The sequence below is a fragment of the Azospirillum sp. UENF 211521 genome (assembly GCF_058780535.1).
Genome location: NZ_JBSNCF010000002.1, coordinates 751,976 through 776,986, shown reverse-complemented (window position 1 = coordinate 776,986; position 25,011 = coordinate 751,976). Strand labels below are relative to the sequence as shown.

Below are 25,011 nucleotides of genomic sequence, written 5' to 3'. Positions count from 1 at the left end.
GCCTTGGTGAGCGGGTACGGTTTTGTCCAACGTGTCTCCGGCAGAGCATCAGGGGCCTGACGGCCCGTCCGCACCAGCAATGCCGACCACGTCGGCGTTCCTGGCGTCGCTGGCCGAAAGCCTCATGAATCAAGCCTCCTTCGCGCTGGTTTACGCCGACGCCGATGGGCGCTGCCTGTTCGCCAACCCAAGCTTCGCGGCCGTCTTGCGGACGGCGCCCGCTGCCTTGACCGGGCGGACCCTGGCCGAATTCGACCATCCGCTGGCGCGCGCCGTCGTCCAGGCGCTGGACCGCTCCGGCCAGACCGGGGAGGCCGCTCCGGTGGATTGCGAGGTCGAGCGCGCGGACGGCGGTCGCGGCGTGCTGACCGGCTTTGTCCTTCCCCACCGCACCGGCGACGGGGGCCATGGCTTTCTCGGGCTGTTCCAGGATGTGACGGACCCGGCCCGCATCGCCGATTTCGTCCTGCGCCGCGACCCCTTCGTGACCACGCTGCTCGACGCGGCGGTGGACGGGGTGGTGGTGGCCGACCGCCACGGCATCATCCGCACCGTCAACCGGTCCTGCCGCACGCTGTTCGGCTATGACGAGGAGGAGCTGATCGGGCGGAACGTCTCCGTCCTGATGCCGCCGCCCTTCTCCCGCGACCACGACAAGTACATCGGCAGCTATCTGGAGACGGAGCGCGCCAAGATCATCGGCATCGGGCGCGACGCGCTGGGACGGCGCAAGGACGGCGCGGTGTTCCCGATCCATCTCAGCGTCGGGCAGGCCCAGTTGGCGCGCGAGGTCGTGTTCGTCGGCATCATCCGCGATATCTCCGAACGGCTGGCGGCGGAGCAGAAAGCGACCTATCTCGCCCGGCACGACCCGCTCACCGGCGTTCTGACCCGCACCGCCTTTCTGGAGGAATGCGAGGCCGTGCTGTCCGCGCCGTTCCCCGGCCAGGAAGGGGGCCTGTTCGCGCTCTACGCGCTCGACGTCGACCAGTTCAGCGACATCAACGAGGCGTTCGGCTTCCACGTCGGCGACGCGGCGCTGAAGGCGATGGTCAGCCGGGTGACCGAGGTGCTGCCGCAGCAGACCTACGTCTGCCGCATCGCCGCCGACGAGTTCGCCGCCCTGTCCCGCGTCGAGAGCGCCGAGCAGGCGGAGACCCTGGCCGATCTGCTGCACGACCGGCTGACCGCCTCCATCTACGCCGACCGCCATTGGGTGCGGCTGCGGCTGTCGATCGGCGCCGCGGTCCAGGACGCCGACATCCGCACGCTGGAGGAGCTGAACGCCAAGGCCAAGCTGGCGCTCCAGGCGGCCCAGCACAACGGCGGCAACGCCGTCTGCTTCTACACGCCGGAGATGGCCGCGGCGGCGACCCGGCGCATGTTCCTGACCATGCATCTCGCCCACGCCATCGAGCGGAACGAGCTGCACATGGCCTACCAGCCGATCGTCGAGGCCCGCTCCGGCCGGATCGTCGGGGCGGAGGCGCTGCTGCGCTGGAACCAGCACACGCTGGGGCCGGTCTCCCCGGGCGAGTTCATCCCGGTCGCCGAGGAAAGCGGCCTGATCGTCCCCATCACCGACTGGGTGCTGACCGCCGTGGTCGCGCAGATGGCCGTTTGGGAGAAGGCCGGCACCCTGCCCAAGCAGATCTTCATCAACGTTTCCGGGCCGCAGTTCCTGCGTGGCAACCTCAGCGCCCGTCTGGAGGAACTGCTGGGCCGCCATCCGGAGCTGCGCGGCTGCCTGGGGCTGGAGATCACCGAGCAGGCGGCCGTGCGCGACCTGAAGGCCGCCGTGCAGACCCTGACGGAACTGGAGGCCATTGACGTCCAGGTGGCCATCGACGATTTCGGTTCGGGCTATTCGTCGCTCAGCTACGTGCAGCAGCTTCCGGTGTCGAAGCTGAAAATCGACCGCGCCTTCATGGAAGACATCCCGGACAACCTGAAAAACGGGGCGCTGGTCCGCGCCGCGGTCGGTATGGCGCACGGACTCGGCCTCGTCACCGTCGCCGAAGGGGTCGAGACCGAGGAGCAGCGCGACTTCCTGGTGTCGGTGGGCTGCGACCTGCTCCAGGGCTACCTGTTCGGCCGCCCCGTCGCCCCCGACGCCTTCGCGGCGATGGTCCGCGCCCAACAGCCCGCGATGGCCTGAGCGTCCGGCGGAAGAGGCTGGATGAGGATCACCCCTCCAGCCGTTCCGGTTCCTTTCCAGCCAAGGTGGGCGCCTCGATGGCACGGGCGGGCAGGCGCTCGCGGCGGGTTTCCCGACGCTGCCAGCGGCGGAAGGAGCGCTTCGACCACCAGGACAGGATCGTCTGCCAGAGCCGTTCCGGCCCCTGGAACAGCGGCACGCGGGGCTTGTCCATCGCCGACGGCTCCAGTGCCAGGCCGACCGAGGTGATCTGCCCGTCCTGCATGTCGCGGACGATCAGCTCGACACCGCCCATCCGCATCCGGTCGCCCAACTCGCAGGCGCCGCCGAACTCGTTGCGCAGCAGGTCGCGCAGCGAGCGCTGGGCGTTGGCCAGCGACAGGGGCAGGCCGTACATCTCGGCGATCTGCTCCACCGTCGCGTCGGGATTCAGCGCCAGATCGCCGTAGAAGGCGCGGTCGTCCTGGTCCAGCGGCCGGCTTTCGGCGAACAGCTTGTCGATCAGCGGCAGTTGGCTGGGCGGGGTGAACAGATAGACCATGTCCCCGGCCTGGAGCGTCCGCGCCTTGTGCAGCGGCACCACGCGGCCGTCGCGGATCACCAGGGAGGGGCGGGCGAAACGCGGCGTGCGCTGACCGCGGGCGGCTGGGCTCTTGGGGTGAACGGTGTAGGCGACCATCTCCTGGTCGGCCCCGCCGGGCAGCTCCAGCTCGAACCGCTCGACCGGGCCGCGCCGCGGCGGCACAATCAGCTTCAGCCAGCGCGCCATCGGGCCGATGGTCCAGCCCTGAACGGCCAGCGACACGATCACCACCAGGAAGGCGGTGTTGAAGATCACCTGACCACCCGGCAGCTCGCCCAGGATCGGCACCAGCGCCAGAAGCATCGAGACGGCGCCGCGCAGCCCGACCCAGGCCATGAAGGTCTTCTCGTTGGCCGAGAAGCGGAATGGGAGCAGGCACAGCCACACCGCCAGCGGGCGCGCCAGCAGGATCAGCAGGACGGCCAGCGCCAGGGCGGGTAGGGCGATCGCCCCGAAATCGTGCGGGGTGGCGAACAGGCCCAGCATGACGAACATGACGATCTGGCTGAGCCAGGTCAGGCCCGAGTGGAACTGGCGCAGGCCCAGCGCCCCGCGCAGCTTCACGTTGCCGGCGACGAGGCCGGCGGCGTAGACGGCGAGGAATCCGCTGCCCCCCAGCTCGTTCGTGCCGGCGAACAGGAACAAGGCGAAGGCCAGGGTGACCACCGGGTTCAGGCCGGGGTCGAGGCGGGCCTTGTTGATGAAGGCGGCCAGCCCGGCCCCGCCCAGCACGCCGAGGACCGCTCCGCCGGCGATCTGCTTGACCAGGAAGCCGGCCAGTTCCAGCGGCGTCCCCCAGCCGTGCAGCGCCGCCTCCACCAGCATCGCGGTCAGCAGGATGGCCGTCGGGTCGTTGCTGCCGGACTCGATCTCCAGCGTCGAGCGCACGCGGTCGCGGATGGTGATGCCGCCGACCCGCAGCAGGAAGAACACCGCCGCCGCGTCCGTGGAGCTGACCGCCGCGCCGACCAGGAAGGATTCGATCCAGGGCAGGCCCAGCAGAACATGCGCGGCGACGCCGATGACCCCGGAGGTGATGGCGACCCCGAAGGTGGCGAGGCTGAGCGCCGGCCAGGCGGCGGCGCGGTAGCTCGACAGCTTGGTGTCCAGGCCGCTTTCGAAAAGGATCACGGCGAGCGCGATGGAGCCGATCAGAAAGGCGCTGTCCGCGTCGTTGAAGCTGATGCCCCCGACGCCGTCGACGCCGGCGAACAGCCCGACGCCCAGGAAGATCAGCAGCAGCGGCGTGCCGATCCGCAGCGCCAGATAGCTGGTCAGGATGCTGACGATCAGCAGCGACGATCCGATCAGGATGATGGTGCTCGCCGTCTCCATAGTCCTCGCGCCGGAATGGGGATGATGCCGCCTTTGCGGTCATCCGATTTTGGCAATTCTTGGGCACGAGTGCAACGCAGCGGCCAAAATTTCCCAATGTTCCTAAAATAATACAGAAATGTCTCCCGCAATGCAGCATTGCGGCGGGCTACAATCCTTCCGGGTTAATGCAACGGGCGAGGGGGCATTTCATGTTTCGTACACGGCGTATTCCGACACCACCCCTCGCAGCCCTGATCCTTGTTCTGTCCTCTTCCGCCGCGGCGATGGCGGGGGCCTTGCCGGATCTGGACCGCACGGCGGCGGGCGGCGGCACGACGCCGATCCGGTTCGACAAGAAGGCCATCGACCTTGGCGGTTGGGGCGCCCTGGAGGTCGGCCAGACGGAGAGCGCGTCGCGCCGGATGGTGGTGACCACGCCGGTGCGCGACCAATGGTTCTCCGACCCGGTCTTCATGAACGACGGCGCCTTCGGTGGGCCGGACGCGCGGGCGACCTATTATTCGCCGCGGCTGCACGGGTTCAACATCGGTCTCGGCTACACCCCCGTGCGGACGGAGCTGGGTGCGGCCGACCCGCTCGCCCGCCATGTGGTGGAGGGCGTCGTGCGGCACGACGGCCGGCTGGGCAAGGCCCGGCTGCGCATCACCGCCGGCGCGGGCAAGGCCGCCGTCGCCAAGGACCGCGGCACGCCGCGCCGGTCCTGGGTGGTCGGTGGTCAGGTGACGCTGCCCGGCGTCACGGTCGGTGCCGGCTATCGCGAGCAGCTGCCGGACGACGGCGTGGCGCGGCGGACGCTCAACGCCGGTCTCTATCTGGAGCAGGGCACGCCGCTGCGCGGCTGGACGGTGATGGGGCGGCTGGCCCACAGCCAGATCGGCAACGAGGCTCCGCAGGAGGCCTGGTCCACAGGCCTGCGCTTCCGCATGTCGCCGAAGGTGAGCGTCACCGCCGATCTGGGCACCATGACCTACGGCGGCGACCCGTCGGACAGCACGATGCTGCGCGTCGGGACCCGCGTTCTGTTCTGATTCTTGGCCCGAATGGGCTCGACATGCCTCTTTCGCCCTTATCCAAGGGTGGTTTCCCGACGGAATCGCGGTGTCGTGGAAGCAAATGGCCTTCTCGCCTGTTTATAGGGGCGAGATGCACCACAAGGAGGGTTTGGACATGTCTCGTTTGCGCCTGATCGGGACCGCCATTGCGCTGTTGACGCTCGCGGCCTGTTCGACCGGCGGCGTGGTGGGTGGCACGGCTGGCGCCGCGGGCGGTTACGCCGTGGACGGCAAGCGTGGCGCGATCATCGGTGGCCTGGGCGGCGCCGCCCTGGGCACGGCCCTGGATCGCTGACCGGACGCAACGGACAGGGTCCGTTGCCGATGACGACAAGCGCGTCGCACCGATCCGGTGCGGCGCGCTTTCGCTTTGTCAGGCCCGCCATTCCTTCCGCAGGATGGCGTACTGCATGGTGTTCTCGTAGAGCGGGGCCCCGTTGCCGTCCGTCGTGAAGGAGATGAACTCCACGAACAGCCCCTCCTTCCTCATGCCGAGCCGTTCGCACAGGCGCTGCGACGCGATGTTGGTGTCCTCGACATAGGCGTAGAGACGACGCGCCTGCCTCGCGGCGAACAGATGATCGAAGAAGGCCCGCGCGGCCTCGGCGGCGTATCCCGCTCCCGCGAACTCCGCGTTGAAGTTCCAGCCGACCGAATGGGTGTCCGGCGGTTCGGGCATTTGGAACAGGTCGCCGATCACCCGGCCGGTGCTGCGCAGGCACACGGCGACGTGTTCATCACTGCGGCTGCGCGCGTCCACCTCCGCGGCCGCCGCGTCGAGGTCATCCAGTTTGAGAGAGAGGAAACAATTCGCCCGAGGATGGCGCAGGTAGGCAAGCAGGTCCGCCGCGTCCCCGTCCCGGAAGGGTCTTAGGATCAGGCGCTCGGTGGTGATGGGGTCCATTCATCGCCTCTGCGGAAGGGGCCGGGCGGGGAAGCCGGCAAATCATGGGCCGGTCAATTTTGCCGACCGGCACATTGGGGCTATCAGGAATCCCACTTACGCGGTTGATTGCCAAGCATATTTATGGTTGCACAAAACTTGCTTGTCGGATCTCCAACCCATCGGTCACGAGAAACCGTCATGCAGATCGGCAGCTATTTAACCGAGGTCTCCCGCGTCGTCGCCAAGTTCGCGGTGAAGACCGAGAAGACCGAGAAGACCGAACCGGAGAAGGAGAGCGGCGGCGTCAGCGCCGCCGACGCCTTCCTCAAGGAGGCGCGGAAATCACCGGCCCAGCGCATCCGCGACCAGTTGCTGGCCCGGATGAAGCTGGACGAGCAGTCCCTCGCGGAGATGCCGCCGGAAAAGCGGGCGGCCATCGAGAAGCAGATCGCCGAGGAACTGAAGCGCCAACTGACCGGCGAGCAGGACCGGCGAGGCGCCGCGGTCGACCTGACCGCCTGATAGCTTGGCACCGCTCAGACCGGGGGCGCGTAGCCGAACACCCTCAACGCGTCCTGAAGGTCGGGGAGGACGCGCTCGACCGCCGCCTCGCCTTCGCGGATGCAGTCGTCCGCCCGGTCGAACTCCGACAGGCCGATGTGCCCGAGGCGCGGCGTGATGTGCACGTCCGGCGGTTCACCCGCCAGACGGGACCGCGCGATGCGGTCGGTGACGATGCCCAGCGAGGAGACCATGACGCCGAACAGGCTCGGCCCCTCGTAGTCGCGCCGGAAGATGCGGCGGCTCAGCGCGCCGATGGGCACGCGGAAGCCGGCGCGGGATTTGGACTCGCCATCCGGCCCTTGCTCCTCGTCGATCAGCTTCAGGAGATCGAACCCCGCCGCGGTCGGCACGGCGGCGCCGGGGCGCCGCGATTTGCCGATGATGTCGGCGGCCAGATTGACGGCGATCACCATCTGGGCGCCCAGGGCGCGGCAGGCCGACACCGGAACCGGGTTGACCAGGGCGCCGTCGACCATCCAGCGCCCCTCGAAGCGCACCGGCGGAAAGACCCCAGGCAGGGAGAAGGAGGCGCGCAACGCGTCCACCAGCGGGCCGTTGCGCATCCACACCTCGTGCCCGGTGACCAGATCGGTGGCGATGGCGGCGAAGGGGTTGGGAAGCTCCTCGATCCGGACGTCGCCCAGATGGTGACGCATCTCGGCGACCAGCCGGTCACCGCCGATCAGCCCGCCGCCCTGGCGCAGCCGAAGGTCCAGATAGCCGACGATCTTCATCCGGGTCAGGCTTCGTGTCCACTCCTCCAGCGCGTCGAGCTTGCCGGCGAGGTGGAGACCGCCGACCAGCGCCCCCACCGAACTGCCGCAGACGATGTCCGCCTCGATCCCGTAGCGCGCCAGCGCCCGCAGGACGCCGATGTGCGCCCAGCCGCGGGCCACCCCGGCGCCCAGCGCCAGACCGATGCGCGGTCGGTGATGGTGCTGGCCGTAGCGATTGCCGGGACCCTGTCCGTTTCCGCCGTCCGCCGCCATGGCGCCTCCTTTGCACGGGGTGGAGCGCGTTCCGGTCGGTATCGTGCCATCCGCCCGGTTAAGGAAGCTTGATCGGTTCCGCCCCGCCGGACAAGGCCCGCCGGACGGGCCCCGGTGAAGTAAGGCCCGGTGGACAAGCACCGGCGCCATCGGCTAAGCCATCGCGATTGCGCTACAGGAAGACGTGCACGTGAGCAAGAAGAGCGGAGAACGGCTGCGCCTCGACGCGGCGACGGAACGGCTGGTCGGCCGCATGCTGCGGGAATGGGTGCGCCCCTACACCGGCAAGCTGATGGTGTCCTTCCTGCTGATGGCCGTGGTGGCGGCGGCGACCGGCGCCTATCCGCTGCTGATCGACCAGGCCTATTCGATGTTCTCCGAGCAGGACCGCGGCATGCTGCTGGTCATCCCGCTGCTGATCATCGTGGTCACGGCGGTCAAGGCGCTGTCCATGTATTCCCAGACGGTGGTGACCACCGACATCGTGCAGCGGATCATCACCGACGTGCGCCTGTCGATGTTCGACCATCTGCTGCGGTCCGACACCGCGCAGCTTCACGCGGCCCCCACCGGGACGCTGACCTCCCGCTTCATCAGCGACGTCGACCTGATCCGCAACGCCCTGTCGCGGACCCTGACCGGGCTGGTGCGCGACATCCTGACGGTGATCGCGCTGGTCGGGTCGATGTTCTATCTCGACTGGGTGCTGTCGCTGATCGTCTTCCTGATCTACCCGATCGCCGCCATTCCCATCGTGAACATCGGCAAGCGGCTGCGCCGCGTGTCGCGCGACACCCAGGCGCAGATGGGCGACATGACCGCCCTGCTGACGGAAAGCCTGGCCGGCGCCCGCATGGTGAAGACCTACTCGCTGGAGGAGTACGAGCGCGCCCGCGCCGCCCGCGCCTTCGAGGACAATTTCGCCCTGACCATGAAGGCGACGCGGGCCCGCTCGCGCATCGACCCGATGATGGAGGTTCTGGGCGGCGCCGCGGTGGCCGGGGTGATCGCCTTCGCCGGCTACCGCATGGCGATGGGCGAAGGCTCGGTCGGCGCCTTCTCCGGCTTCGTCGGCGCGCTCCTGATGGCGGCGCAGCCGGTGCGGGCCATCGGCACGCTGAACGCCGTGCTCCAGGAAGGTCTGGCCGCCGCCCAACGCATTTTCGAGCTGGTGGACGAGAAGCCGACCATCACCGAGCAGCCCGGCGCCAAGCCCCTGGCGGTGGAACGCGCCGCCGTGTCCCTGCGCGACGTCCGCTTCGCCTACGAGGAGGGGACGGAGACGCTGAAGGGCATCGACCTGGAGGTTCCGGCGGGAGCGACGGTGGCCCTGGTCGGGCGCAGCGGCGCCGGCAAGTCCACGGTGTTCAACCTGATCCCGCGCCTCTACGACGCGACCGGCGGGCAGGTGCTGATCGACGGACAGGACGTGCGGGCGGTGACGCTGAAGAGCCTGCGCGGCGTGATCTCGTTGGTCAGCCAGGACACCGTCCTGTTCAACGACACGGTGCGGGCCAACATCGCCTTCGGTCGGCTGGACGCCCCCTTCGACGACATCGTGGCCGCCGCGAAGGCCGCCGCCGCGCACGACTTCGTCGCCCGGCTGCCGGAGGGCTACGACACGGTGATCGGCGACCGCGGCGTGAAGCTGTCGGGCGGTGAGCGGCAGCGCCTCGCGCTCGCCCGCGCCTTCCTGAAGGACGCGCCGATCCTTCTGCTCGACGAGGCGACGAGCGCGCTGGACAGCGAGTCCGAGCGGCTGGTGCAGGGCGCGCTGGAGCGGCTGACCCAGGGGCGCACGACGCTGGTCATCGCGCACCGTCTGGCCACCGTGCGCAACGCCGACCGGATCGTCGTGATGGAGGGCGGGCGCATTCTGGAGCAGGGCACCCACGACGCCCTGATCGCGCAGAACGGTACCTACGCCCGCCTGTGCAAGCTCCAGTTCGGCGAGGACGGCGAGGCCGCCTTGCTGGCGCCCTGAGACCCCATGAACTGAACGGGCGGGTTGGAATGTGGCCGGCCCGCGGTCATTCCGCCGCGGGCAGCATCTCCACCACGGCGTTGCGCAGCTCCTGGGCGGCGATGGGCTTGTGCAGCAGGGTGTGGCCGCCCGCGCGGGCTTCCGCCAGCCGCTCCGGCGCGGTGTCGCCGGTGATGATCGTCGCCGGCACCGGCGCCCGCAGCCGGTCGCACACCGCCCGGATGGCGTCCAACCCGGTCTTGCCGTCGCGCAGGCGGTAGTCGGCCAGGATGGCGCTCGGCCATTCGCCGCTCTCGACGTGCCGGACCGCGTCCTCAATGGAGCCGGCCGTCAGCACCCGATACCCCCAGCCCTCCAGCATCGCCTGCAGGCCTAGGCGGATCAGCGGTTCGTCGTCGATCACCAGGATCATGCCCCGCCCGTCGCCCGTCACCAGACGGGCTTCCGGCGGCGCGGCGCCGGTGGCTTGGCGGGTGACCAACGGCACGTCGATGCAGAAGGCGGAACCTCGTCCCGGCCGCGAGCGCAGATGGATCGTGTGGCCGAGCAGGCGGGCGAGGCGGCGCACCACCGCCAGGCCGAGCCCCAGCCCCTTGCTGCGGTCCCGCTCCTGGTTGGCGACCTGGAAGAACTCCTCGAAAATCTCCTCGTGCTTGTCGGACCGGATGCCGATGCCTGAGTCCATCACCTCGATGCGCAGGCGGTCGCCCCGGCGTCGGCAACCGATCAGCAGGCCGCCCCGTTCGGTGTAGCGCAACGCGTTTTCCACGAGGTTGCGCAGGATTCGCATCAGCAGGGCCGGGTCGCTGCGGATCGTCAGGGCGCAGGGAACCGCGCGCAACCGCAGCCCCTTGGCCTGCGCCTGGGGGTGATACTCGGCGGCGAGCTGTTCGATGATCGGGCCGATCGCCAGATCCTGCAGTTGCGGCACGATCAGCCCGGCGTCCAGCTTGGACACGTCGAGCAGGCTGTCGAGCAGCATGCGCAGCCCGTCCATGGCCAGCCCCATGGAATCGAGAAGAGGGGCGGCGGGGTGCCCGTCCAGCCGTTCCTCCAGCGCCGACTGGAACAGCATCATCGCCTGGACCGGCTGCCGCAGGTCGTGGCTCGCGGCGGCGAGGAACTTGGACTTCGCGACGTTGGCGCGGTCGGCCTCGGCCTTCGAGGCGCGCAGGGCATCCTCGGCGCGGCGGCGCTCGGTGATGTTGCGGACGATCCCGGTGAAGAAGCGGCGTTCCCCGGCGGTCCATTCGGTGACCGCCAGTTCGATCGGGAAGATCGAACCGTCCTTGTGCCGCCCCTCCACCTCGCGCCCGATGCCGATGATCCTCCTCTCGCCCGTATTCTGGTAGGCCTGGAGATAGCCGTCATGGGCGGAGTGGTAGGGCTCCGGCATGAGGATGCGGATGTTCCGGCCGACCGCTTCGCCGGTCTCGTAGCCGAAGATGCGCTCCGCCGCCGGGTTGAAGCTCTGGATCGTGCCGGTCTCGTCGATCACCAGCATGGCGTCCACCGCGGTCTGCACGATGGCCCGGTGGCGTGCCTCGCTTTCCGCCAGCGCCGCCTCGCGTCGCCGGATGAGATCCGCCGCGCCGCGGATGGCGCGGCCCACCGCCTCGATCTCCGCCACGCCGCCGCCGGGCGGCGGCACGGGGCGTCCGGCGCCCAGGGCCTGGGCCGCTTCGGCCAGTTGGGAGACGGATCGCGTCAGGCGCCGCCCAAGCAGGATCGCCGCCGCGACCCCGATCAGCAGAAGGACCACGCCGCCGCCGGTGAAGAGCAGGAGGGCGTGGCGCGCCGGGGTCGCCACCAGGGCGGTGGGGACGCTCATCGCGACCACCCAGCCGAAGCTGCGGGATCGGTTGTAGGTCTGGATCGCCTCCACACCCTCCAGATTGACGGCGCTGTGGAAGCCGTCCGGTACCCGCTGCATCCCGGTCCACAAGGAGTCGGGAAGGCGCTTGCCGACGAACTGCTCGGTTTGGTGCGACCGGGCGATGACGACGCCGTCCTGGTCGATCACCCCGGCCCGCCAGCCCGCCGGGATGCGTTCCGGCGACACGATGGCCTGAATCCGGTCCTGGGGAATGTTGAGGCTCAGCAGGTAGCGGATCTGGCCGTCGCGGATCACCGGGGCGACGATCGCGAGAAGCGGCATCTGGCTTACGCCGCCGATGAACAGTCCGGTGACCTGCGGTCTTCCCGTGTCCATCACCCGCTGATCGGCATCGAGCACGGTGCGGTCCGGCAGCTCCTCGCCCCAGGGCACCCGGCTGTTGACCCATTGCCGGCCCTGCGGATCGCGCAGAACCACGTTGGTGCCCAGCCGGTCGCGCGTGCCGGCGGCCTGCCGGTAAAAAGCGGCCATATCGCCTGTTGTCAGGCTTTCCGTTGTGGACAGCACCTCGGCGGCGGCGATCAGGCGGCTCACCTCGCGCTCCACATCCTCCGCCAACAGGCGCGTCCGGTCGAGGACGAGCTGTTCCGTTTGCCGGGCCTGCGCGTCGACGTTGCGGATGAGGAGGAACACCGAGAAGAGGACCAGCGGCACGGCGACCGCCATGACGAGCAGGACGAGCCAGCCCCGGACCCGTTGCGGGCGCAGCCAAGCCGTCGGCCGCGGTGGCATCACCGGATTGGGGGTCATCGAATCGGCCGGCGTCCGAACACAACCCGGTGTCGGATCGCTTGCGGACAGCGACCGAGTTGGCGGGGGGCTTCGTCGCGGGTGGTTCCTCGCGGTCCGGACGGCACCGCAGCGCGCGCTCTCATCCCTCGAAGTCCATGAAACGGCTTGGTTTTATCGGGGCCATCGATCAAGGAGACGTGTCCGGTCCGAACGTACCGAGGCATTTCGCAGGCCACCCCTGGGTCACCGGTTGCTTGGCATCTCTAAACCGGGTTGTATCATACCACACAATAATCGGTTGAGAATCCATCGACCCGCCCAGGGAAGGGGCCCCGGATGCCCCGCCGGCAATTGGCGCCGGGGCCGATCCGGTCTATGGTCCCGCCTCATGGAACCTTCCCTCGACGATGCGATCCGCCTGCACAAATCCGGCAACCACGCGGGGGCGGAGCCGCTTTACCGTGCCGTGCTGGAGCGCGAGCCGGCGAATCGCGGCGCGCTGCAGATGCTGGCGATGCTTCTGGTGCAGACCGGGCGTCCGGCCGAGGCCGTCGGCCATTTCCGAACCATCCTGCGGTTGGAGCCCGGCGGCGTCGCCGGCTACAGCAACCTCGCCGCCGCCCTGCGTCTGGCCGGGCAGGGGGCGGAGGCCATCGGCTGCCTGCATCGGGCGCTGGCCCTCGACCCGGCGCACGCGGCCTCCTGGTTCAACCTCGGCAACGGCTTGAATCAGCAGGAGAAGGCGGCCGGCGCCGAGCGGAGCTACCGGCGGACCCTGAATCTTGAACCCGGCCATGCCGGGGCGGCGGGCAACCGGGCGGCGTTGCGTGAGCAGTGGGGCGCGCGCCTGGACGAGGCCGAGCGGCGGAGCGCCGCGGCGCGCCTCCCCTTGGCGGACGCTGAAACCTGGGTTGCGGCGGCGGAGTCCCTGGTGACGGTCGGCGATCCGGCGGTGGCGGAAGCGATGGCGCGCGCCGCCCTGGACCGCGATGACGGGAACCACCGGGCCAACCGGCTGCTGGGGCGCCTGCTGCTGGAGCGCAGCGGGGCGATGGGGGTGCAGGACGGCAAGCCCTTCGCGGTCGACCGGGCGCTGGTCGAGGAGGCCATCGGCGCCTTGCGCCGGGCCGTCGCCGCCCGCCCGGACGATGACGAGGCCGACTGGCTGCACGTCGCCGCGGTGGCGACGCTGGTGCAGGTGGGTCTGGCGTCCGACGCGGTCCTGCGCGACGGGGCGCGGGCCGCCTGGGTCCGCCTGCGGCGCCACCCCAAGGACACGGTGGCGGCGTCGGTCATCGGCTTCCACGCCTACCGCCGGGACCGGCTCGTCCTCGCCTCCTGGCTGGGTCGGCGCTTCCGCCGGCGCTTCACCGCGGCGGAGGTCGCCCGGGAGCATGAGCTGGGCCTATGGACCATGCTGCGCGCCGACGACGTCTTCTTCCGCGCCCTGCCGCCGGTCGAAACGGTGCTGGAGGGCATGGCCCCCCTGGATTTCCGGATCGCCCCGGTGCCGGGACCCACCGGGGAGCCGGCGGTCTTCTTCTGCTGCGACGACGTCTATTTCCGCCGGTTCGCCCCCGCGCTGCTGGAGTCGCTGGCGGAGCGTATGCCGGGCGCCACGGTCGCCGTCCATGTGGTGGCGCCCTCGCCGGAGACGGAGCAGGCCATGGCCCGTTGGAGCCGGGACGGCCGATTGAGCGTGGGCTTCTCGCTGGACCGGCCGGACATGGCCGGATGGACCGACATCAAGCGCGTCACCTATTACGCCTCTGCCCGCTTCCTCCGCGCCTTGCAGTGGCTGCGCCGCTTGGACCGCCCGCTGATGGTGATCGACACCGACGCGCGGATCGCCCAGGACCTGCGGAGCTTGCGGGAGGAGATGGCGGGCTATGACGTCGGGTTCCTCATCGACGGGCGCAGGCGCGGACCATCACGGGAAATCACCGTCTGCTTCAACGTCTACAACAACACGCCGGGCGGCGACCGTTTCCTGTCCCTGCTCGGCGCCTACATCGGGCATTTCCTGGCAGGGGCGGAGGTCTATTGGATGCTGGACCAGATGGCCCATTACGCGGTGCTCGACTGGCTGAAGCGGCATGAGCCGATCCGGGTGCGCCGCTTCGACTTCCTGAACTTCCCCTACTGCCACTTCGTCGGCGCGAAGTGACGCGCCCGCCGGGTCACTCCCGGCCGAGAACCCGGTCGACCACCGTGTCGGCCCACTCGCGGGAGCGGAAGCTGGCCTTGGCCTCCACCGGGTCGTAAACGCGCTCCACCCAGTCCCAGAAGGCGATCGGACGCTTCTCGTTGTAGGCGGCGTACAGCTCGAAGAAATAGTCGAGGATGCCGGTCTTCGCCTGCTTGAAGTGGCCGTATTTCCAGTGGAGCTGCTTGGTCGCCCGCTCCAGCGGCACGCCCTCGTGGATGAAGAGGTAGAGCGCCGACATGAAACCGGCGCGGTCCGCCCCCGACTTGCAGTGCAGAAGCGCCGGATACTGCATGGTCGCGAACAGGTCGCGGGCCTTCAGCAGCGTCTCCTTCTTCGGCATGTCGCGGGAGTTGACGGGAAAGTCCACCAGCGTCAGGCCGGCCGCCCGGCAGGCCTCGGCCTCCAGGATGTAGGAGGCGCAGTCGCGGCCGCCGCGCAGGTTCAGGATGGTCTTCACGCCGTGCCGCGCCGCTTCCCGGATGTGCGAGGGCGAGGGCTGGCTCGCCCGGTACATGTTGGGGGAGATGCGGTGGGTGTTCGAATAGACCAGCCGGAAGCAGGCGTGGTCGATGAACACGCTTTCGACATGCCCGAGCGCCCGTTGCAGCGGGGAGACCATGCGCCCGCGCGCCCGCTTGATCCCGTCGGCCAGGGCGGTGGTCGTGTAACGGCGCAACATCTTCCGGGTGGTGGCCACGCAGCAGTCTCCAAATCGACAAGGCCGCCAAGATAGGCACACTTTGCGTGGCGTCAAGGCCGCCGCACCGCTGGGCTGTGCGGCGCTTTGGTCATCCGGCCCGCAGGACGCGCCCGTAGATGTCGTACCGCGCGGCCAGCGACAGCACGATCTCCATGTAGAGATTGATCAGGCCGTTGGCGTAGAAGGCCGGGCAGCCGGTGTAGTGGCGCTCGCCCGCCTGCGCGGTCGGCTCGATCAGGTCGGCGTTCAGGACGATCATGCCGCCCGGCGCCTCCGCATCGTAGACGAAGGCGGTCTGGTGGCGGGGCAGGGGGTGGATGGCCTGGTGGTCGTCGGCCTCGATGTGGCCGGCCCCCATGAACTGGCAGAGCATGCCGAGGCTGCCCATGGCGAGCGGCAGCACCTGCTTCAGGCTGCGGCGCGACAGGTCGTCGTATTCGGCCGGGGTCAGGCCGGGCTTCAGCATCGGCGCCGACTCGCACAGGTTCCAGCAGACGTGGAGCGCGGTGTGGCTGCCCGTCTTGGTGATCGACAGCATGTCGTAGCCGGACGGCGCGTGCAGCACCGACGCCTCCAGCGTGTTGGCGAGGACGAAGCTGGCCGCGGCGAGCGGGGTGATGGCGCCCTCCGCCCGGCAGCGCTCCTCCTCCAGGGTCACCTTGATCGCCCAGTCCTTGATGATGGCGTCCAGCAGGTGACACACGCTGTCGCGCAGGAAGCCGATCAGCGTCTCCGCCGAGGCGGCCTCCAGCCCGGCGGCGTCGGCGACGTCCAGCCCGTGCGGCGAGTCCGGCGGGTTGCACAATTGCAGATGGCCGTCGGCGTCCAGCGGCATGCGGTTGGTGATGTGGTCGCGCAGGTCGTTGTAGAGGAAAGCCAGCAGCGTGTTGATCGCGACCTTCTCGTAATCCTCCTTGCGGGTGTCCGCGTGGGCCGGGCACTGGCCGGCGAGGCGTTGAAGCTCCTCGGTGAAGAGGTAGTTCGGGTCCTCGGTGATGCGGTGCAGGATCGGCGCGAGGTTGATCCGGGTCATCCCGGCCTCCTCATGCGCGGCGAGATAAGTCAGGGCGAAGTCGTTGGAGCGGGCCATGATGGGGCGTCAATCTCGTGGGTGAGGACGGTCAGCGGTCGCGAAGCCGGTCGTAGACGCCGTAGTCCATGGCGATGCTGGCCACGATGTCGAGATACAGTTTGATGAAGCCGGGCGTGTAGAAGGCCGGGCAGCCGGTGTAGTGCCGCTCGTCGGGCTTGGCGAAGCGGGTGATCGGCTCCGGGTTCAGGCAGATCAGCCCGGCCTCGTCGAGGACGAACGCCGTCTGGTCCTTGGGCAGCAGGTGGATGGCGAGGCCGTCGTGGGGTTCGATCCCCGACGCCTCCATGTAATGGACCAGCATGCCCAGGCTGGCCATCGACAGCGGCACCACCTGCTTCAGGCTGCGCCGCACGAGGTCGTCGTAAGCCGCCGCGTCCTTGTCCGGGAGCAGCAGGGGGGCCGCCTCGACCATCGCCCAGCAGATGTGGATGGCGGTGTGGCTGCCGGTCTTGGTGATCGACAGCATGTCGTAGCCGGCGCGCTGGTAGAGCGGCGAATCCTCCAGCGTCGTGCGCAGGATGAAGGTGGCGGCGGCGGCGGCGGAGATTTCACCCGTGCCCTGCGCCCGGTAATGCTCCTCCTCCGACAGCAGGTCGGCCGCCCAGCCGGTGATGAGGCCGTCCAGCAGGTGACAGGTGGCGTCGCGCAGGACCGAGGCCATCACGTCGAGCGGCGCGGCCGCCATCGCGGCGCGGTCGGCCGGGTTGATGCCGTGTGGGGAGCGCGGCGGGATCGGCAGCATCACCTGTCCGCGCTCGTCCAGCGGCAGCTTGGACGCCACATGGTCGCGCAGCCGTTCGAACAGGTAGGCCAGCAGCGTGTTGACCGTCACCTTGTCCGCGTCGTCGGCGTTGGGGGCTGCGTGCATCGGGCACTGGCCGCCGCCGCGCCGCAACTCCTCGCTGAACAGGAAGGCCGGGTCCTTCTGGATGGTCTGGAGGATGTGGGCGATCGAGACGCGCTCCAACCCGGCGTCGGCGTGAGCCTTGATGAAGCTGCTGGCGAATTCGTTGGAACGGGACATCGTGGCCTTGCCGGAACGGAGTAATCCCGTTCAGCCTAGGGCGATTGGCGGGGCGGTTGCAACGGCAACCTCTGTGACCGGTTGACGCTTTCCCGTTGAAATTTGCGGTTTCAACCTTCCGGAACCAGCCAGTCGACCGTGCAGCCACCGCCGGTGGAGGGCAGGGCGGCGTGCAGAGCCGGCAGCAGGTCGCGCAGCGTGTCGTCCAGCGTCCAGGGCGGGTTGACGATCAGCAGCCCGGAGCCGTTCAGCCGGAGGTGGGTGTCCTCCGGGTGCCAGGTCAGTTCGACCCTCAGGATCTTGCGGATGCCGGTGTTCTCCACCGCCTCCTGGAAGCGCCAGACGGCGGCACGCTCCTTGATCGGGTACCACAGGGCGTAAATGCCGGTGGACCAGCGCTTGTGCGCGGCCTTCAGCCCCTCGGCCATGCGGGCGAACTCGTCCGGCTGCTCGAAGGGCGGGTCGATCAGCGCGAGGCCGCGCTTTTCCCGCGGCGGCAGATGGGCCTTCAGCGCCTGATAGGCATCCGTCTTGAAGACCGAGACCTGACGGTCCCCGGCGAACTCCGTCTTCAGGGTCTGCCAGTCGTCGGGGTGAAGCTCGTTGAGGAGGAGCCGGTCCTGCTCGCGCAGCAGCGCCCGGGCCAGCCGGGGTGATCCGGGATACCAGCGCAGCCGCCCGTCCGGGTTCAGAGCCGACACCGCGTCGAGATAGGGCCGCAGCGCCGGGTGCGGCGCCGGCCGGCCGAACAGCCGTCCGATTCCGTCCTGGAACTCCAGCGTCTTGCGCGCCGGTTCGGAGTCCAGGTCGTAGCGCCCAATGCCGGCGTGGGCGTCGAGCACGCAGAAGGGCGCCGGCTTGGCGCGCAGATGATCGATGATCAGCGCCAGGACGGCGTGCTTCATCACATCGGCGGGGTTGCCGGCGTGGAAAATGTGACGGTAGTTCATGGGGCAGGGATTTAGCCCATCGGGGCGTTCCGCGCCATCCCCTGCGAGCGGGTCATGACGATGCCGGGCGCGACGCCGGGATCAATCCAGGGAGGCGACCTGCTGGGCGTTGCGGAAGGTGCGGCGGGTGCTCGGCGCGATGCTGGCCGGTTCGGAGTCGCCGCAACGGGCGGATTCCAGCAGCTTGGCGCTCTTCGGGTCCAGCTCGTTCAGGTGCTGCCAGATCTTGCAGACGTAGTTCTGGGCCTGACGGGTGGAGCCGCCGTTGTAGCGGGCGACGGCGGTCTTCCAGCTGCCCTGCTCGCCGTGCAGGCGAAGCAGCAGGCGGCCGGCGTAGTTGACGTTCTCGCGGGGGTCGACGATCCGCTCCACCGGCTGGAACTCACCACGGTGGGTGCCCAGCGAGATCTGCATGCAGCCGACATAGACGTTCTGCCGAAGCTGGCCGCGCTTGTCGCGGAGGTGCCGGGCGGCGTCATTGGCGTTGCGGGCGTAGACCGGACGGCCTTCCACGCTCATCGCGAAGGGGGTCGGGGCGCCGTCCTGGCCGCTTTCCACCAGGGCTATGGCGACGAGAAGGCCGGAGGGGATGTTGAACTTGCGCTCGGCCTCCACGGCGTGGGAGACGCAGCTGCTGTCCTGGGCGGCGGCGGGCTTGGCGAGGAGGACCGGAGCGGCGGCTAAGCCCAGTGCAAGAGCGATCCAGCCGCCATACGTGCGTCGCACGCGCTGAGTTCGATCCTGCATATCCTCGGTCCCCTCGTTCGTTGCCGGGGTCATCCGGCTTCGTTTTGGCCCCCCGCGCGGGGCCGCCATTACCGGTCACCGAGTTGCTTACGGTGACCGCCTCCTACCCGAAAGTTCAGCGCCCACCATCGGGCGCCGAAGCCACACTTCCAAAAATTTTATACAGCGTCAATCTATTTGCGGCCCGGTAATACCACGCCTTTCGCTCGAACGATGTCACAAGGCCGTTTGAAAAGCCGACTCTCCGCCTCGGCCTTAGCCATTAAGGCACTGATTCCGAAGCCGTTTGAAAAACCGAAAGTGGTGAATTTTGCAAAAGGCGTACAATTTCCTCCAAACGGCCTAATGCGACGGTCTGACGCTCGATTCGTGGTTGGATGACCTCCTTCGGATGCCTCTTGCGCGCGTCTCGAAGCTGGTGCAGGAGTTCACGTCGTCTCTCGCAGTCCGGAGTCTCCCGGAGGGGGACGGCGCCAGCGCATCTCCCATAGCGAAGTGATCGTGGATCGCGATTCAACGGCTCAAGCCGAGCGGGAGGGGGCAGCCCCCCTCGTCCAACCCGGAGACGTTCCGGGCATGTTGTTCCAGACTGGCTATGACCGTCTCTATGCCGCCGACGCGGTGGGGGCGGCGCGCGCCTTCCGCCTTGCCTGCGCCGCCGACCCGGCGTCGGGCGAGGCTTGGGGCGCCTTGGCCGACAGCACGCGGGACGCGGGCGAGGCCGCTGGATCTCTGGCCGCCTGCGGGCGGGCGGTGGCGCTCGACCCCGGCGTGTGGCCCTGGCGGATCGCGCTGGCCGAGGCGTTGCGGACCGCTGGCCGGTTTGAGGAGGCCGTGGCCACCGGGCGGGTGTTGACGGCGGAACGGCCGGATTCCGCAACGGCCCGGCTCGGCCTCGCCCGTGCCCTGGCGGCGTCGGGCCGGCGGGACGCCGCGCTGGAGGAGTACCGCGAGGCCGTGGCTCTGCGCCCCGGCGACCGCGAGGCAGCGTTGGAACTGGCCGCCCTGCTGGTCGAGGCCGGCGACGCGCTGGGCGCGGTCGAACTGCTGCAGCCCTTGTCCCGCCGGGACCCGGAGGACGCGGGCCTGCACGCCGCCATCGGGCGGGCCTGGATCGCGCTGCAGGAGCCGGCGAAGGCATTGACCGCGCTGCGCCGTGCCGAACACCTCGACCCGGACGGCCGACTCGGCTGCGCGGCGTTGATTTCCGCGCTGGAAGGCGGCGCGGGAGAGGACCTTTCGGCCGCCTATGTGCGCGCCCTGTTCGACCGTTACGCCGACCGCTTCGACCAGGATCTGGTGGGCAAGCTGGGCTACTCCGCGCCGGCCCTGCTGCGCGAGGCGGTGGACCGGCTGGGGCCGGCTTCCGAACCTAGAGCTTCCGAACCTGGGGCGCCTGGGTTGCGGGTGCTGGACCTCGGCTGCGGCACCGGGCTGGCGGGCGTGGCGTTCCGTCCGCTGGCCGGGCATCTCGCCGGGGTCGATCTCGCCCCGCGCATGGTCGAGAAGGCCCGCGCCCGCGCGCTTTATGACGAGTTGGCGGTCGGCGACGTGGTCGCGGCGCTGGCACCGGCGCCGGGAAGCTGGGACCTGCTGGTCGCCGCCGATGTGCTGGTCTATCTCGGCAACCTGACCGCGCTGTTCGAGGGAGCCGCCAAGGCTCTGCGGCCGGCGGGTCGCTTCGCCGCGACGGTGGAGCGCCTGGAGGGGGACGCGGCGGGCGCCGGCCATGCGCTCGGCCCGTCGCGGCGCTACGCCCACACCGAAGCCTATCTGCGCGAGACGGCGGCGGCGGCGGGCCTGACGGTGCGGCTGATGGAGCCCTGCTCCCCCCGCCGGGAGAAGGGCGTCGGTGTGCCGGGTCTGCTCTTTATATTGGAGAAGCCGGAAAACTGACTAAGACGCCGCTCGGGGCGGGGGCGTGAGTCACGCCTCCGCCCGGAACGGCTGCAGGCTGAGCAGGGCGCAGTCCCAATAGGGGCGCGGGCCGAAACGCTCAGCCAGGAAATCAACGAAGACACGGACCTTCGGCGACAGATGCCGGTTCTGTGGGTAGACCGCGAAGACGTTCGACTCCGCCATGTAATAGTCCAGCAGCAGGCACTGGAGCTGCCCCTTGGACAGCGCTTCGCCGCACAGGAAGGTGGGCAGCACGATGATGCCGACCCCGGCGATAGCGGACTCGCGCAGCAGGTCGCCGTTGTTGGTGCGCAGCGAGCCCGACACACGGACGGAGCGCATGGCGTCGCCAACGCGGAACTGCCACTGCTCAGCAGTCGGAACATTGGTGTAAATCAGGCAGTTGTGATTGGACAGCTCATCCGGCGTCTGAGGAGTGCCGTGCTTCTCCAGATAAGCCGGGCTTGCGCAGACCACCTGCCGGTTGGGGGCCAGCCGCTTGGCGATCAGCGAGCTGTCGCGCAGCCGCCCGATGCGCACCGCCAGATCGTAGCCCTCGTCGATCAGATCCACGTAACGGTCGTTGAGGTCCATCTCGATCTCGATGGACGGATAGCGCTCAAGGAACTCGGCCACCGCCTTGGCCAGATGCAGCAGTCCGAAGGACACCGGCGCGTTGACCTTCAGCCGCCCGCGCGGGGCGGCGTGCAGGTCGGCGACGGCCTGTTCCGCCTCCTCCAGGTCGGCGATGATGCGGGTGCAGCGCTCGTAATAGGCTTGTCCCACCTCGGTCAGGCTGAGCTTGCGCGTGGTGCGGTTCAGCAGCCGCGCCCCCAGCCGGTTCTCCAGTTCCGCGATGCGGCGGGAAACCACGGACTTGGACAGGTTCAGGCGCTCCGCCGCGGTGGTGAAGCTCTTGGTGTCCACGACCTTGATAAAGGCCATCATGTCGTCGAGGCGGTCCATGCCATTGTTCTACACCTGGGAACAATGAAGTTCCAGCGCCCTGGATTTGCCGAAACGGGGCAACGCGCTATCTTTTGGGACGCCGCAGCCTCCGGCGCGGCCGCAACGACAGAGGGGAGACGAGACATGGCGAAGGTTCTGGTGCTCTACTACAGCAGCTACGGCCACATCTCCACCATGGCGCAGGCGATGGCTGAGGGCGCCCGGTCGGTTCCGGGAACCGAGGTGTTGGTGAAGCGCGTGCCGGAGCTGGTCCCCGAGGAGGTGCGGCAGAAGGCGCACTTCAAGGAAGAGCCGAACATTCCCATCGCCGACCCGAACGAGCTGGCCAACTACGACGCCATCATCCTGGGCGTGCCGACGCGGTACGGCAACATGCCGGGCCAGATGAAGAACTTCCTCGACCAGACGGGCGGCCTGTGGGCGAAGGGCGCGCTGGTCGGCAAGGTCGGCGCCGCCTTCTCCTCCTCGGCCACCCAGCACGGCGGGCAGGAGAGCACGATCCTCACCACCCACACGGTGCTTCTGCACCACGGCATGGTGATCGTCGGCCTGCCCTACAGCTTCCAAGGCCAGATGGGCGTGGACGAGGTGATGGGCAACAGCCCCTACGGCGCCAGCACCATCGCCGGTGGCGACGGCTCCCGCCAGCCGAGCGCGGTCGAACTGGACGGCGCCCGCTACCAGGGGCGTCACGTCGCGGAGATCGCCAAGAAGCTGCACGGTTGAGGCGGAGCACCCTCTCCCGCCGTCCGGGCGGGGGAGGGAGGCCGCAAGAAGGGGAGTTCAGGGCATGGGCCTGTTGATCGACGGCCGCTGGCACGACCAGTGGTACGACACCAAGAACAGCGGCGGCGCCTTCGTCCGTCCGGAGACCCAGTTCCGCAACTGGGTGCGGGCCGACGGCTCGACCCCGTTCCAACCGGAGGCCGGGCGCTACCACCTGTTCGTGTCGCTGGCCTGCCCCTGGGCGCACCGCACGCTGATCCTGCGCAAGCTGAAGGGGCTGGAGGACGCCATCGGCGTCACCGTGGTCGATCCCCTGATGCGCGAGGAGGGCTGGACCTTCCCCGAACCCGATCCGATCACCGGCTCCACCCGCCTGCACGAGGTCTACACCAAGGCCGATCCCGCCTATTCGGGGCGCGTCACCGTCCCGGTGCTGTGGGACAGGAAGACCGGGACCATCGTCAGCAACGAGTCCGCGGAGATCGTCCGCATGCTGAACCGGGAATTCGACGCCTTCGGCGACGCTTCGCTGGACTTCCACCCGGCAGAGCTGGCGGAGGAGATCGACCGGCTCAACGCCTTCGTCTACGACCGCGTCAACAACGGCGTCTACAAGGCCGGCTTCGCGACCAGCCAGGAGAAGTACGAGCAGGCGTTCGACGCCCTCTTCGCGGCGCTGGACGAGCTGGACGAGCGGCTGGCCGACCGGCGCTATCTGCTGGGGAACCGGCAGACCGAGGCCGATTGGCGCCTGTTCACCACGCTGGTGCGCTTCGACGCCGTCTATGTCGGCCACTTCAAGTGCAACCTGCGCCGCATCGCCGACTATCCGAACCTGTCCGGCTATCTGCGCGACCTCTATCAGGTGCCCGGCGTGGCGGAGACGGTCGATTTCCACCACATCAAGCGGCACTATTACGCCAGCCACACCATGATCAACCCGACCGGCATCGTGCCGAAGGGGCCGGCGCTGGACCTCGACGCGCCGCACGGCCGTGACGCGGTGGGGTGACTTTTTGAATGAGGGGAGGGGTGATCGGGGTCAGGGCTTGTAGCAGCGCGCCATGTCCTGGTTGGGCCCGATCATCTCGCACTGGAAGCTGTTGGAGAATTTGAAGCGGAAGGGCCCGGTCTTGCGCACGCTGACCAGGGTCTGCCCGCCGGGATTCTTGAAGGCCACCCAGGCCGAGGCGTCGAAATGGGTGGTGATTCCGTTGCTCAGCCGCACGCGGCCCTGATTGTCCTTGATGACCTGCACGCCCGTGTTGAAGGCCATGACGCCGTTCGGCGTCTCGGACGCCACGGCGAGGCCGTTCGTGCAGTTCACCCCCTCCGGCTGAACCGCCACGCACTCATAGGGGCGCGGCTGCGACGCGGTGAGCACCATGGCGTAGATCGCCACTTCCAGAACGTTCATGGGCATGCGGAATCTCCCGGCAATCCGCACAAGGGTGCAGCAATGCACCGTGTACAGAATAATTCCGCCGTGGTTACGAAAAGTATAATGTCGCGGTCAAGGTTCTACTCTTTCGCGGACAGCGCTTTTTCCAGTTTCTCGCGCAGGCCGACCGGGGTCAGCGGCTTCACCAGATAGCCGGTGGCACCGGAGCGCAGGGCCGACAGGACGACGTCCGACCCGTCGTGCTTGGTCAGCATGATGACCGGCGCCCGCCCGTCCAAGGCCTGCAGAAAGGCCAGGCCGCCCATCGGCGCCATGTCCACGTCGCAGAAGATCGCGTCGAAATCGACCCGGTTGCAGCGGGCCAGCGCCTCCGCCCCGTCGGCGGCCTCGATCACCGTGCCGACACCCAACTGCTTCAGCAGCCGCACCGAGACGCTGCGGGTCACCACCTCGTCCTCAACGACCAGCACCGCGCACGAATTGAACGACACGGCCACCCTCGCGCTTCGTCCCGTGGACACCCCTAAGGGTTACGCCCGCATGATATATCAGCGCGAAAGAAACTCAAATGCGTGCAATCAAAATTTTCACGTCGGCCAGCGCGCGGTCGAGGGCCGCCGCGTCCCGCCGCGCGATCGTCGCGTCGCCGCGCAGGGCCGCCTCCTCCACCGAGCCGAACAGGTCGGCGAGACGCCCGGCCCCGGCGCTGCGGGCGGCGCCGGCCGCCGAATGGGCGGCCAGCCGGACACCATCCAGGTCGCCGGCGGCCAGCCGCTCCTTCAAGGAGCGTGACAGCGCGTCGGCGTTTTCCAGGAACAGGGCGTAGAGCATCGTGACGGTCGGGCCAGGGCCGCCGAAGTTGCGCAGCATCGGCTCCACATCGAGAATGTCCCGGTCGGACGGCGGGAGGTCTGCCGGGTGCGCTTCGCGCTGGCTGGACGGCGGCTGGGGCACGGCGACGGCTTCCGGCAGGACACGGTATGGCCGTACAGTGCGTGTGGCAATTCAACCCGGTCAAGCCGGGCCCGGCGCGACGAATGGACGCTTCGGCGCCGCAGCATCCGGTCGCGGAACCTGGGAAGGCGCAGCCTGTTCCCCAACGTCGCCAA

General features: G+C 68.9%; 22 protein-coding genes. 9 read left to right on the top strand and 13 right to left on the bottom strand.

Annotated elements, in window-relative coordinates:
* Window positions 1-79: 79 nt before the first annotated feature.
* Window positions 80-2,158 (top strand): putative bifunctional diguanylate cyclase/phosphodiesterase, encoded by a 2,079-nt coding sequence (locus tag ACWPN5_RS20200; RefSeq protein ID WP_492297062.1) that lies wholly within the window; start codon window positions 80-82, stop codon window positions 2,156-2,158.
* 28 nt (window positions 2,159-2,186) lie between these two features.
* Here ACWPN5_RS20200 and ACWPN5_RS20195 read toward each other — a convergent pair whose 3' ends face one another.
* Window positions 2,187-4,076 (bottom strand): potassium/proton antiporter, encoded by a 1,890-nt coding sequence (locus ACWPN5_RS20195; protein ID WP_145680706.1) that lies wholly within the window; start codon window positions 4,074-4,076, stop codon window positions 2,187-2,189.
* A 278-nt stretch (window positions 4,077-4,354) separates the two neighbouring features.
* Here ACWPN5_RS20195 and ACWPN5_RS20190 point away from each other — a divergent pair, with 278 nt between their 5' ends.
* Both ACWPN5_RS20190 and ACWPN5_RS20185 read left to right on the top strand, forming a co-directional pair.
* Entirely contained in the window at window positions 4,355-5,107 is a 753-nt protein-coding gene (locus tag ACWPN5_RS20190) for a porin (RefSeq protein ID WP_247888086.1), read from the top strand.
* A 139-nt stretch (window positions 5,108-5,246) separates the two neighbouring features.
* Window positions 5,247-5,426: a hypothetical protein gene (locus tag ACWPN5_RS20185; RefSeq protein ID WP_014198692.1), complete on the top strand. Its 180-nt coding sequence runs from the start codon at window positions 5,247-5,249 to the stop codon at window positions 5,424-5,426.
* Window positions 5,427-5,504: 78 nt separating this feature from the next.
* Here the strand turns inward: ACWPN5_RS20185 and ACWPN5_RS20180 are convergent, their stop codons facing one another.
* Window positions 5,505-6,035 (bottom strand): GNAT family N-acetyltransferase, encoded by a 531-nt coding sequence (locus ACWPN5_RS20180; protein WP_492297059.1) that lies wholly within the window; start codon window positions 6,033-6,035, stop codon window positions 5,505-5,507.
* A 180-nt stretch (window positions 6,036-6,215) separates the two neighbouring features.
* Between ACWPN5_RS20180 and ACWPN5_RS20175 the strand changes: the two genes are divergently transcribed.
* Window positions 6,216-6,539, top strand: coding sequence for a hypothetical protein (locus ACWPN5_RS20175; RefSeq protein WP_145680703.1), 324 nt, complete (start codon window positions 6,216-6,218; stop codon window positions 6,537-6,539).
* A gap of 14 nt (window positions 6,540-6,553) precedes the next feature.
* Here ACWPN5_RS20175 and ACWPN5_RS20170 read toward each other — a convergent pair whose 3' ends face one another.
* Window positions 6,554-7,570, bottom strand: coding sequence for a patatin-like phospholipase family protein (locus tag ACWPN5_RS20170; protein WP_145680702.1), 1,017 nt, complete (start codon window positions 7,568-7,570; stop codon window positions 6,554-6,556).
* Window positions 7,571-7,760: 190 nt separating this feature from the next.
* Here ACWPN5_RS20170 and ACWPN5_RS20165 point away from each other — a divergent pair, with 190 nt between their 5' ends.
* Window positions 7,761-9,554, top strand: coding sequence for an ABC transporter ATP-binding protein (locus ACWPN5_RS20165; protein ID WP_059399253.1), 1,794 nt, complete (start codon window positions 7,761-7,763; stop codon window positions 9,552-9,554).
* A 46-nt stretch (window positions 9,555-9,600) separates the two neighbouring features.
* Here ACWPN5_RS20165 and ACWPN5_RS20160 read toward each other — a convergent pair whose 3' ends face one another.
* Window positions 9,601-12,201 carry a hybrid sensor histidine kinase/response regulator gene (locus tag ACWPN5_RS20160; protein WP_492297057.1) on the bottom strand — a complete coding sequence of 867 codons (2,601 nt, stop codon included), beginning with the start codon at window positions 12,199-12,201 and terminating at the stop codon, window positions 9,601-9,603.
* Window positions 12,202-12,571: 370 nt separating this feature from the next.
* On the opposite strand from ACWPN5_RS20160, the gene ACWPN5_RS20155 reads away from it, so the two are divergent.
* On the top strand, window positions 12,572-14,350 hold the full coding sequence (locus ACWPN5_RS20155) for a tetratricopeptide repeat protein (protein ID WP_492297055.1): 1,779 nt from the start codon (window positions 12,572-12,574) through the stop codon (window positions 14,348-14,350).
* 13 nt (window positions 14,351-14,363) lie between these two features.
* On the opposite strand, the gene ACWPN5_RS20150 is transcribed toward ACWPN5_RS20155, so the two are convergent.
* The 5 genes from ACWPN5_RS20150 to ACWPN5_RS20130 form a co-directional block, all read right to left on the bottom strand.
* Complete coding sequence (locus ACWPN5_RS20150) at window positions 14,364-15,089, bottom strand: protein tyrosine phosphatase family protein (protein ID WP_247888084.1); 726 nt, start codon at window positions 15,087-15,089, stop codon at window positions 14,364-14,366.
* 91 nt (window positions 15,090-15,180) lie between these two features.
* Window positions 15,181-16,182: a hypothetical protein gene (locus ACWPN5_RS20145; RefSeq protein ID WP_492297052.1), complete on the bottom strand. Its 1,002-nt coding sequence runs from the start codon at window positions 16,180-16,182 to the stop codon at window positions 15,181-15,183.
* 31 nt (window positions 16,183-16,213) lie between these two features.
* Window positions 16,214-17,209 (bottom strand): hypothetical protein, encoded by a 996-nt coding sequence (locus ACWPN5_RS20140; RefSeq protein WP_145680697.1) that lies wholly within the window; start codon window positions 17,207-17,209, stop codon window positions 16,214-16,216.
* 110 nt (window positions 17,210-17,319) lie between these two features.
* Window positions 17,320-18,159: a 23S rRNA (adenine(2030)-N(6))-methyltransferase RlmJ gene (locus ACWPN5_RS20135; RefSeq protein WP_200476782.1), complete on the bottom strand. Its 840-nt coding sequence runs from the start codon at window positions 18,157-18,159 to the stop codon at window positions 17,320-17,322.
* An 81-nt stretch (window positions 18,160-18,240) separates the two neighbouring features.
* Window positions 18,241-18,885 (bottom strand): transglycosylase SLT domain-containing protein, encoded by a 645-nt coding sequence (locus ACWPN5_RS20130; protein WP_247882931.1) that lies wholly within the window; start codon window positions 18,883-18,885, stop codon window positions 18,241-18,243.
* 597 nt (window positions 18,886-19,482) lie between these two features.
* On the opposite strand from ACWPN5_RS20130, the gene ACWPN5_RS20125 reads away from it, so the two are divergent.
* Entirely contained in the window at window positions 19,483-20,802 is a 1,320-nt protein-coding gene (locus tag ACWPN5_RS20125) for a class I SAM-dependent DNA methyltransferase (protein WP_492297051.1), read from the top strand.
* 30 nt (window positions 20,803-20,832) lie between these two features.
* Here the strand turns inward: ACWPN5_RS20125 and ACWPN5_RS20120 are convergent, their stop codons facing one another.
* Window positions 20,833-21,771 (bottom strand): LysR family transcriptional regulator, encoded by a 939-nt coding sequence (locus ACWPN5_RS20120; RefSeq protein WP_145680694.1) that lies wholly within the window; start codon window positions 21,769-21,771, stop codon window positions 20,833-20,835.
* Between the two features lie 126 nt (window positions 21,772-21,897).
* On the opposite strand from ACWPN5_RS20120, the gene wrbA reads away from it, so the two are divergent.
* Both wrbA and ACWPN5_RS20110 read left to right on the top strand, forming a co-directional pair.
* Window positions 21,898-22,500: an NAD(P)H:quinone oxidoreductase gene (gene wrbA, locus ACWPN5_RS20115; RefSeq protein ID WP_492297050.1), complete on the top strand. Its 603-nt coding sequence runs from the start codon at window positions 21,898-21,900 to the stop codon at window positions 22,498-22,500.
* Window positions 22,501-22,564: 64 nt separating this feature from the next.
* On the top strand, window positions 22,565-23,512 hold the full coding sequence (locus tag ACWPN5_RS20110) for a glutathione S-transferase family protein (protein WP_492297049.1): 948 nt from the start codon (window positions 22,565-22,567) through the stop codon (window positions 23,510-23,512).
* Window positions 23,513-23,542: 30 nt separating this feature from the next.
* Here the strand turns inward: ACWPN5_RS20110 and ACWPN5_RS20105 are convergent, their stop codons facing one another.
* The 3 genes from ACWPN5_RS20105 to ACWPN5_RS20095 form a co-directional block, all read right to left on the bottom strand.
* Window positions 23,543-23,923 (bottom strand): hypothetical protein, encoded by a 381-nt coding sequence (locus ACWPN5_RS20105; protein WP_145672131.1) that lies wholly within the window; start codon window positions 23,921-23,923, stop codon window positions 23,543-23,545.
* Between the two features lie 98 nt (window positions 23,924-24,021).
* Window positions 24,022-24,393, bottom strand: coding sequence for a response regulator (locus ACWPN5_RS20100; protein ID WP_247888082.1), 372 nt, complete (start codon window positions 24,391-24,393; stop codon window positions 24,022-24,024).
* Window positions 24,394-24,466: 73 nt separating this feature from the next.
* Complete coding sequence (locus ACWPN5_RS20095; RefSeq protein ID WP_145680690.1) at window positions 24,467-24,856, bottom strand: Hpt domain-containing protein; 390 nt, start codon at window positions 24,854-24,856, stop codon at window positions 24,467-24,469.
* Between the last annotated feature and the right edge of the window lie 155 nt (window positions 24,857-25,011).

Excerpts from the sequence above, each read along its gene's own strand:
- ACWPN5_RS20140 (WP_145680697.1), bottom strand. The coding sequence starts at position 17,209 with ATGTCCCGTTCCAACGAATTCGCCAGCAGCTTCATCAAGGCTCACGCC.
- ACWPN5_RS20105 (WP_145672131.1), bottom strand. The coding sequence starts at position 23,923 with ATGCCCATGAACGTTCTGGAAGTGGCGATCTACGCCATGGTGCTCACC.
- wrbA (WP_492297050.1), top strand. The coding sequence starts at position 21,898 with ATGGCGAAGGTTCTGGTGCTCTACTACAGCAGCTACGGCCACATCTCC.
- ACWPN5_RS20175 (WP_145680703.1), top strand. The coding sequence starts at position 6,216 with ATGCAGATCGGCAGCTATTTAACCGAGGTCTCCCGCGTCGTCGCCAAG.
- ACWPN5_RS20125 (WP_492297051.1), top strand. The coding sequence starts at position 19,483 with ATGTTGTTCCAGACTGGCTATGACCGTCTCTATGCCGCCGACGCGGTG.
- ACWPN5_RS20120 (WP_145680694.1), bottom strand. The coding sequence starts at position 21,771 with ATGGACCGCCTCGACGACATGATGGCCTTTATCAAGGTCGTGGACACC.
- ACWPN5_RS20195 (WP_145680706.1), bottom strand. The coding sequence starts at position 4,076 with ATGGAGACGGCGAGCACCATCATCCTGATCGGATCGTCGCTGCTGATC.
- ACWPN5_RS20135 (WP_200476782.1), bottom strand. The coding sequence starts at position 18,159 with ATGAACTACCGTCACATTTTCCACGCCGGCAACCCCGCCGATGTGATG.
- ACWPN5_RS20170 (WP_145680702.1), bottom strand. The coding sequence starts at position 7,570 with ATGGCGGCGGACGGCGGAAACGGACAGGGTCCCGGCAATCGCTACGGC.
- ACWPN5_RS20155 (WP_492297055.1), top strand. The coding sequence starts at position 12,572 with ATGGAACCTTCCCTCGACGATGCGATCCGCCTGCACAAATCCGGCAAC.
- ACWPN5_RS20145 (WP_492297052.1), bottom strand. The coding sequence starts at position 16,182 with ATGGCCCGCTCCAACGACTTCGCCCTGACTTATCTCGCCGCGCATGAG.
- ACWPN5_RS20160 (WP_492297057.1), bottom strand. The coding sequence starts at position 12,201 with ATGACCCCCAATCCGGTGATGCCACCGCGGCCGACGGCTTGGCTGCGC.
- ACWPN5_RS20200 (WP_492297062.1), top strand. The coding sequence starts at position 80 with ATGCCGACCACGTCGGCGTTCCTGGCGTCGCTGGCCGAAAGCCTCATG.
- ACWPN5_RS20110 (WP_492297049.1), top strand. The coding sequence starts at position 22,565 with ATGGGCCTGTTGATCGACGGCCGCTGGCACGACCAGTGGTACGACACC.
- ACWPN5_RS20180 (WP_492297059.1), bottom strand. The coding sequence starts at position 6,035 with ATGGACCCCATCACCACCGAGCGCCTGATCCTAAGACCCTTCCGGGAC.
- ACWPN5_RS20185 (WP_014198692.1), top strand. The coding sequence starts at position 5,247 with ATGTCTCGTTTGCGCCTGATCGGGACCGCCATTGCGCTGTTGACGCTC.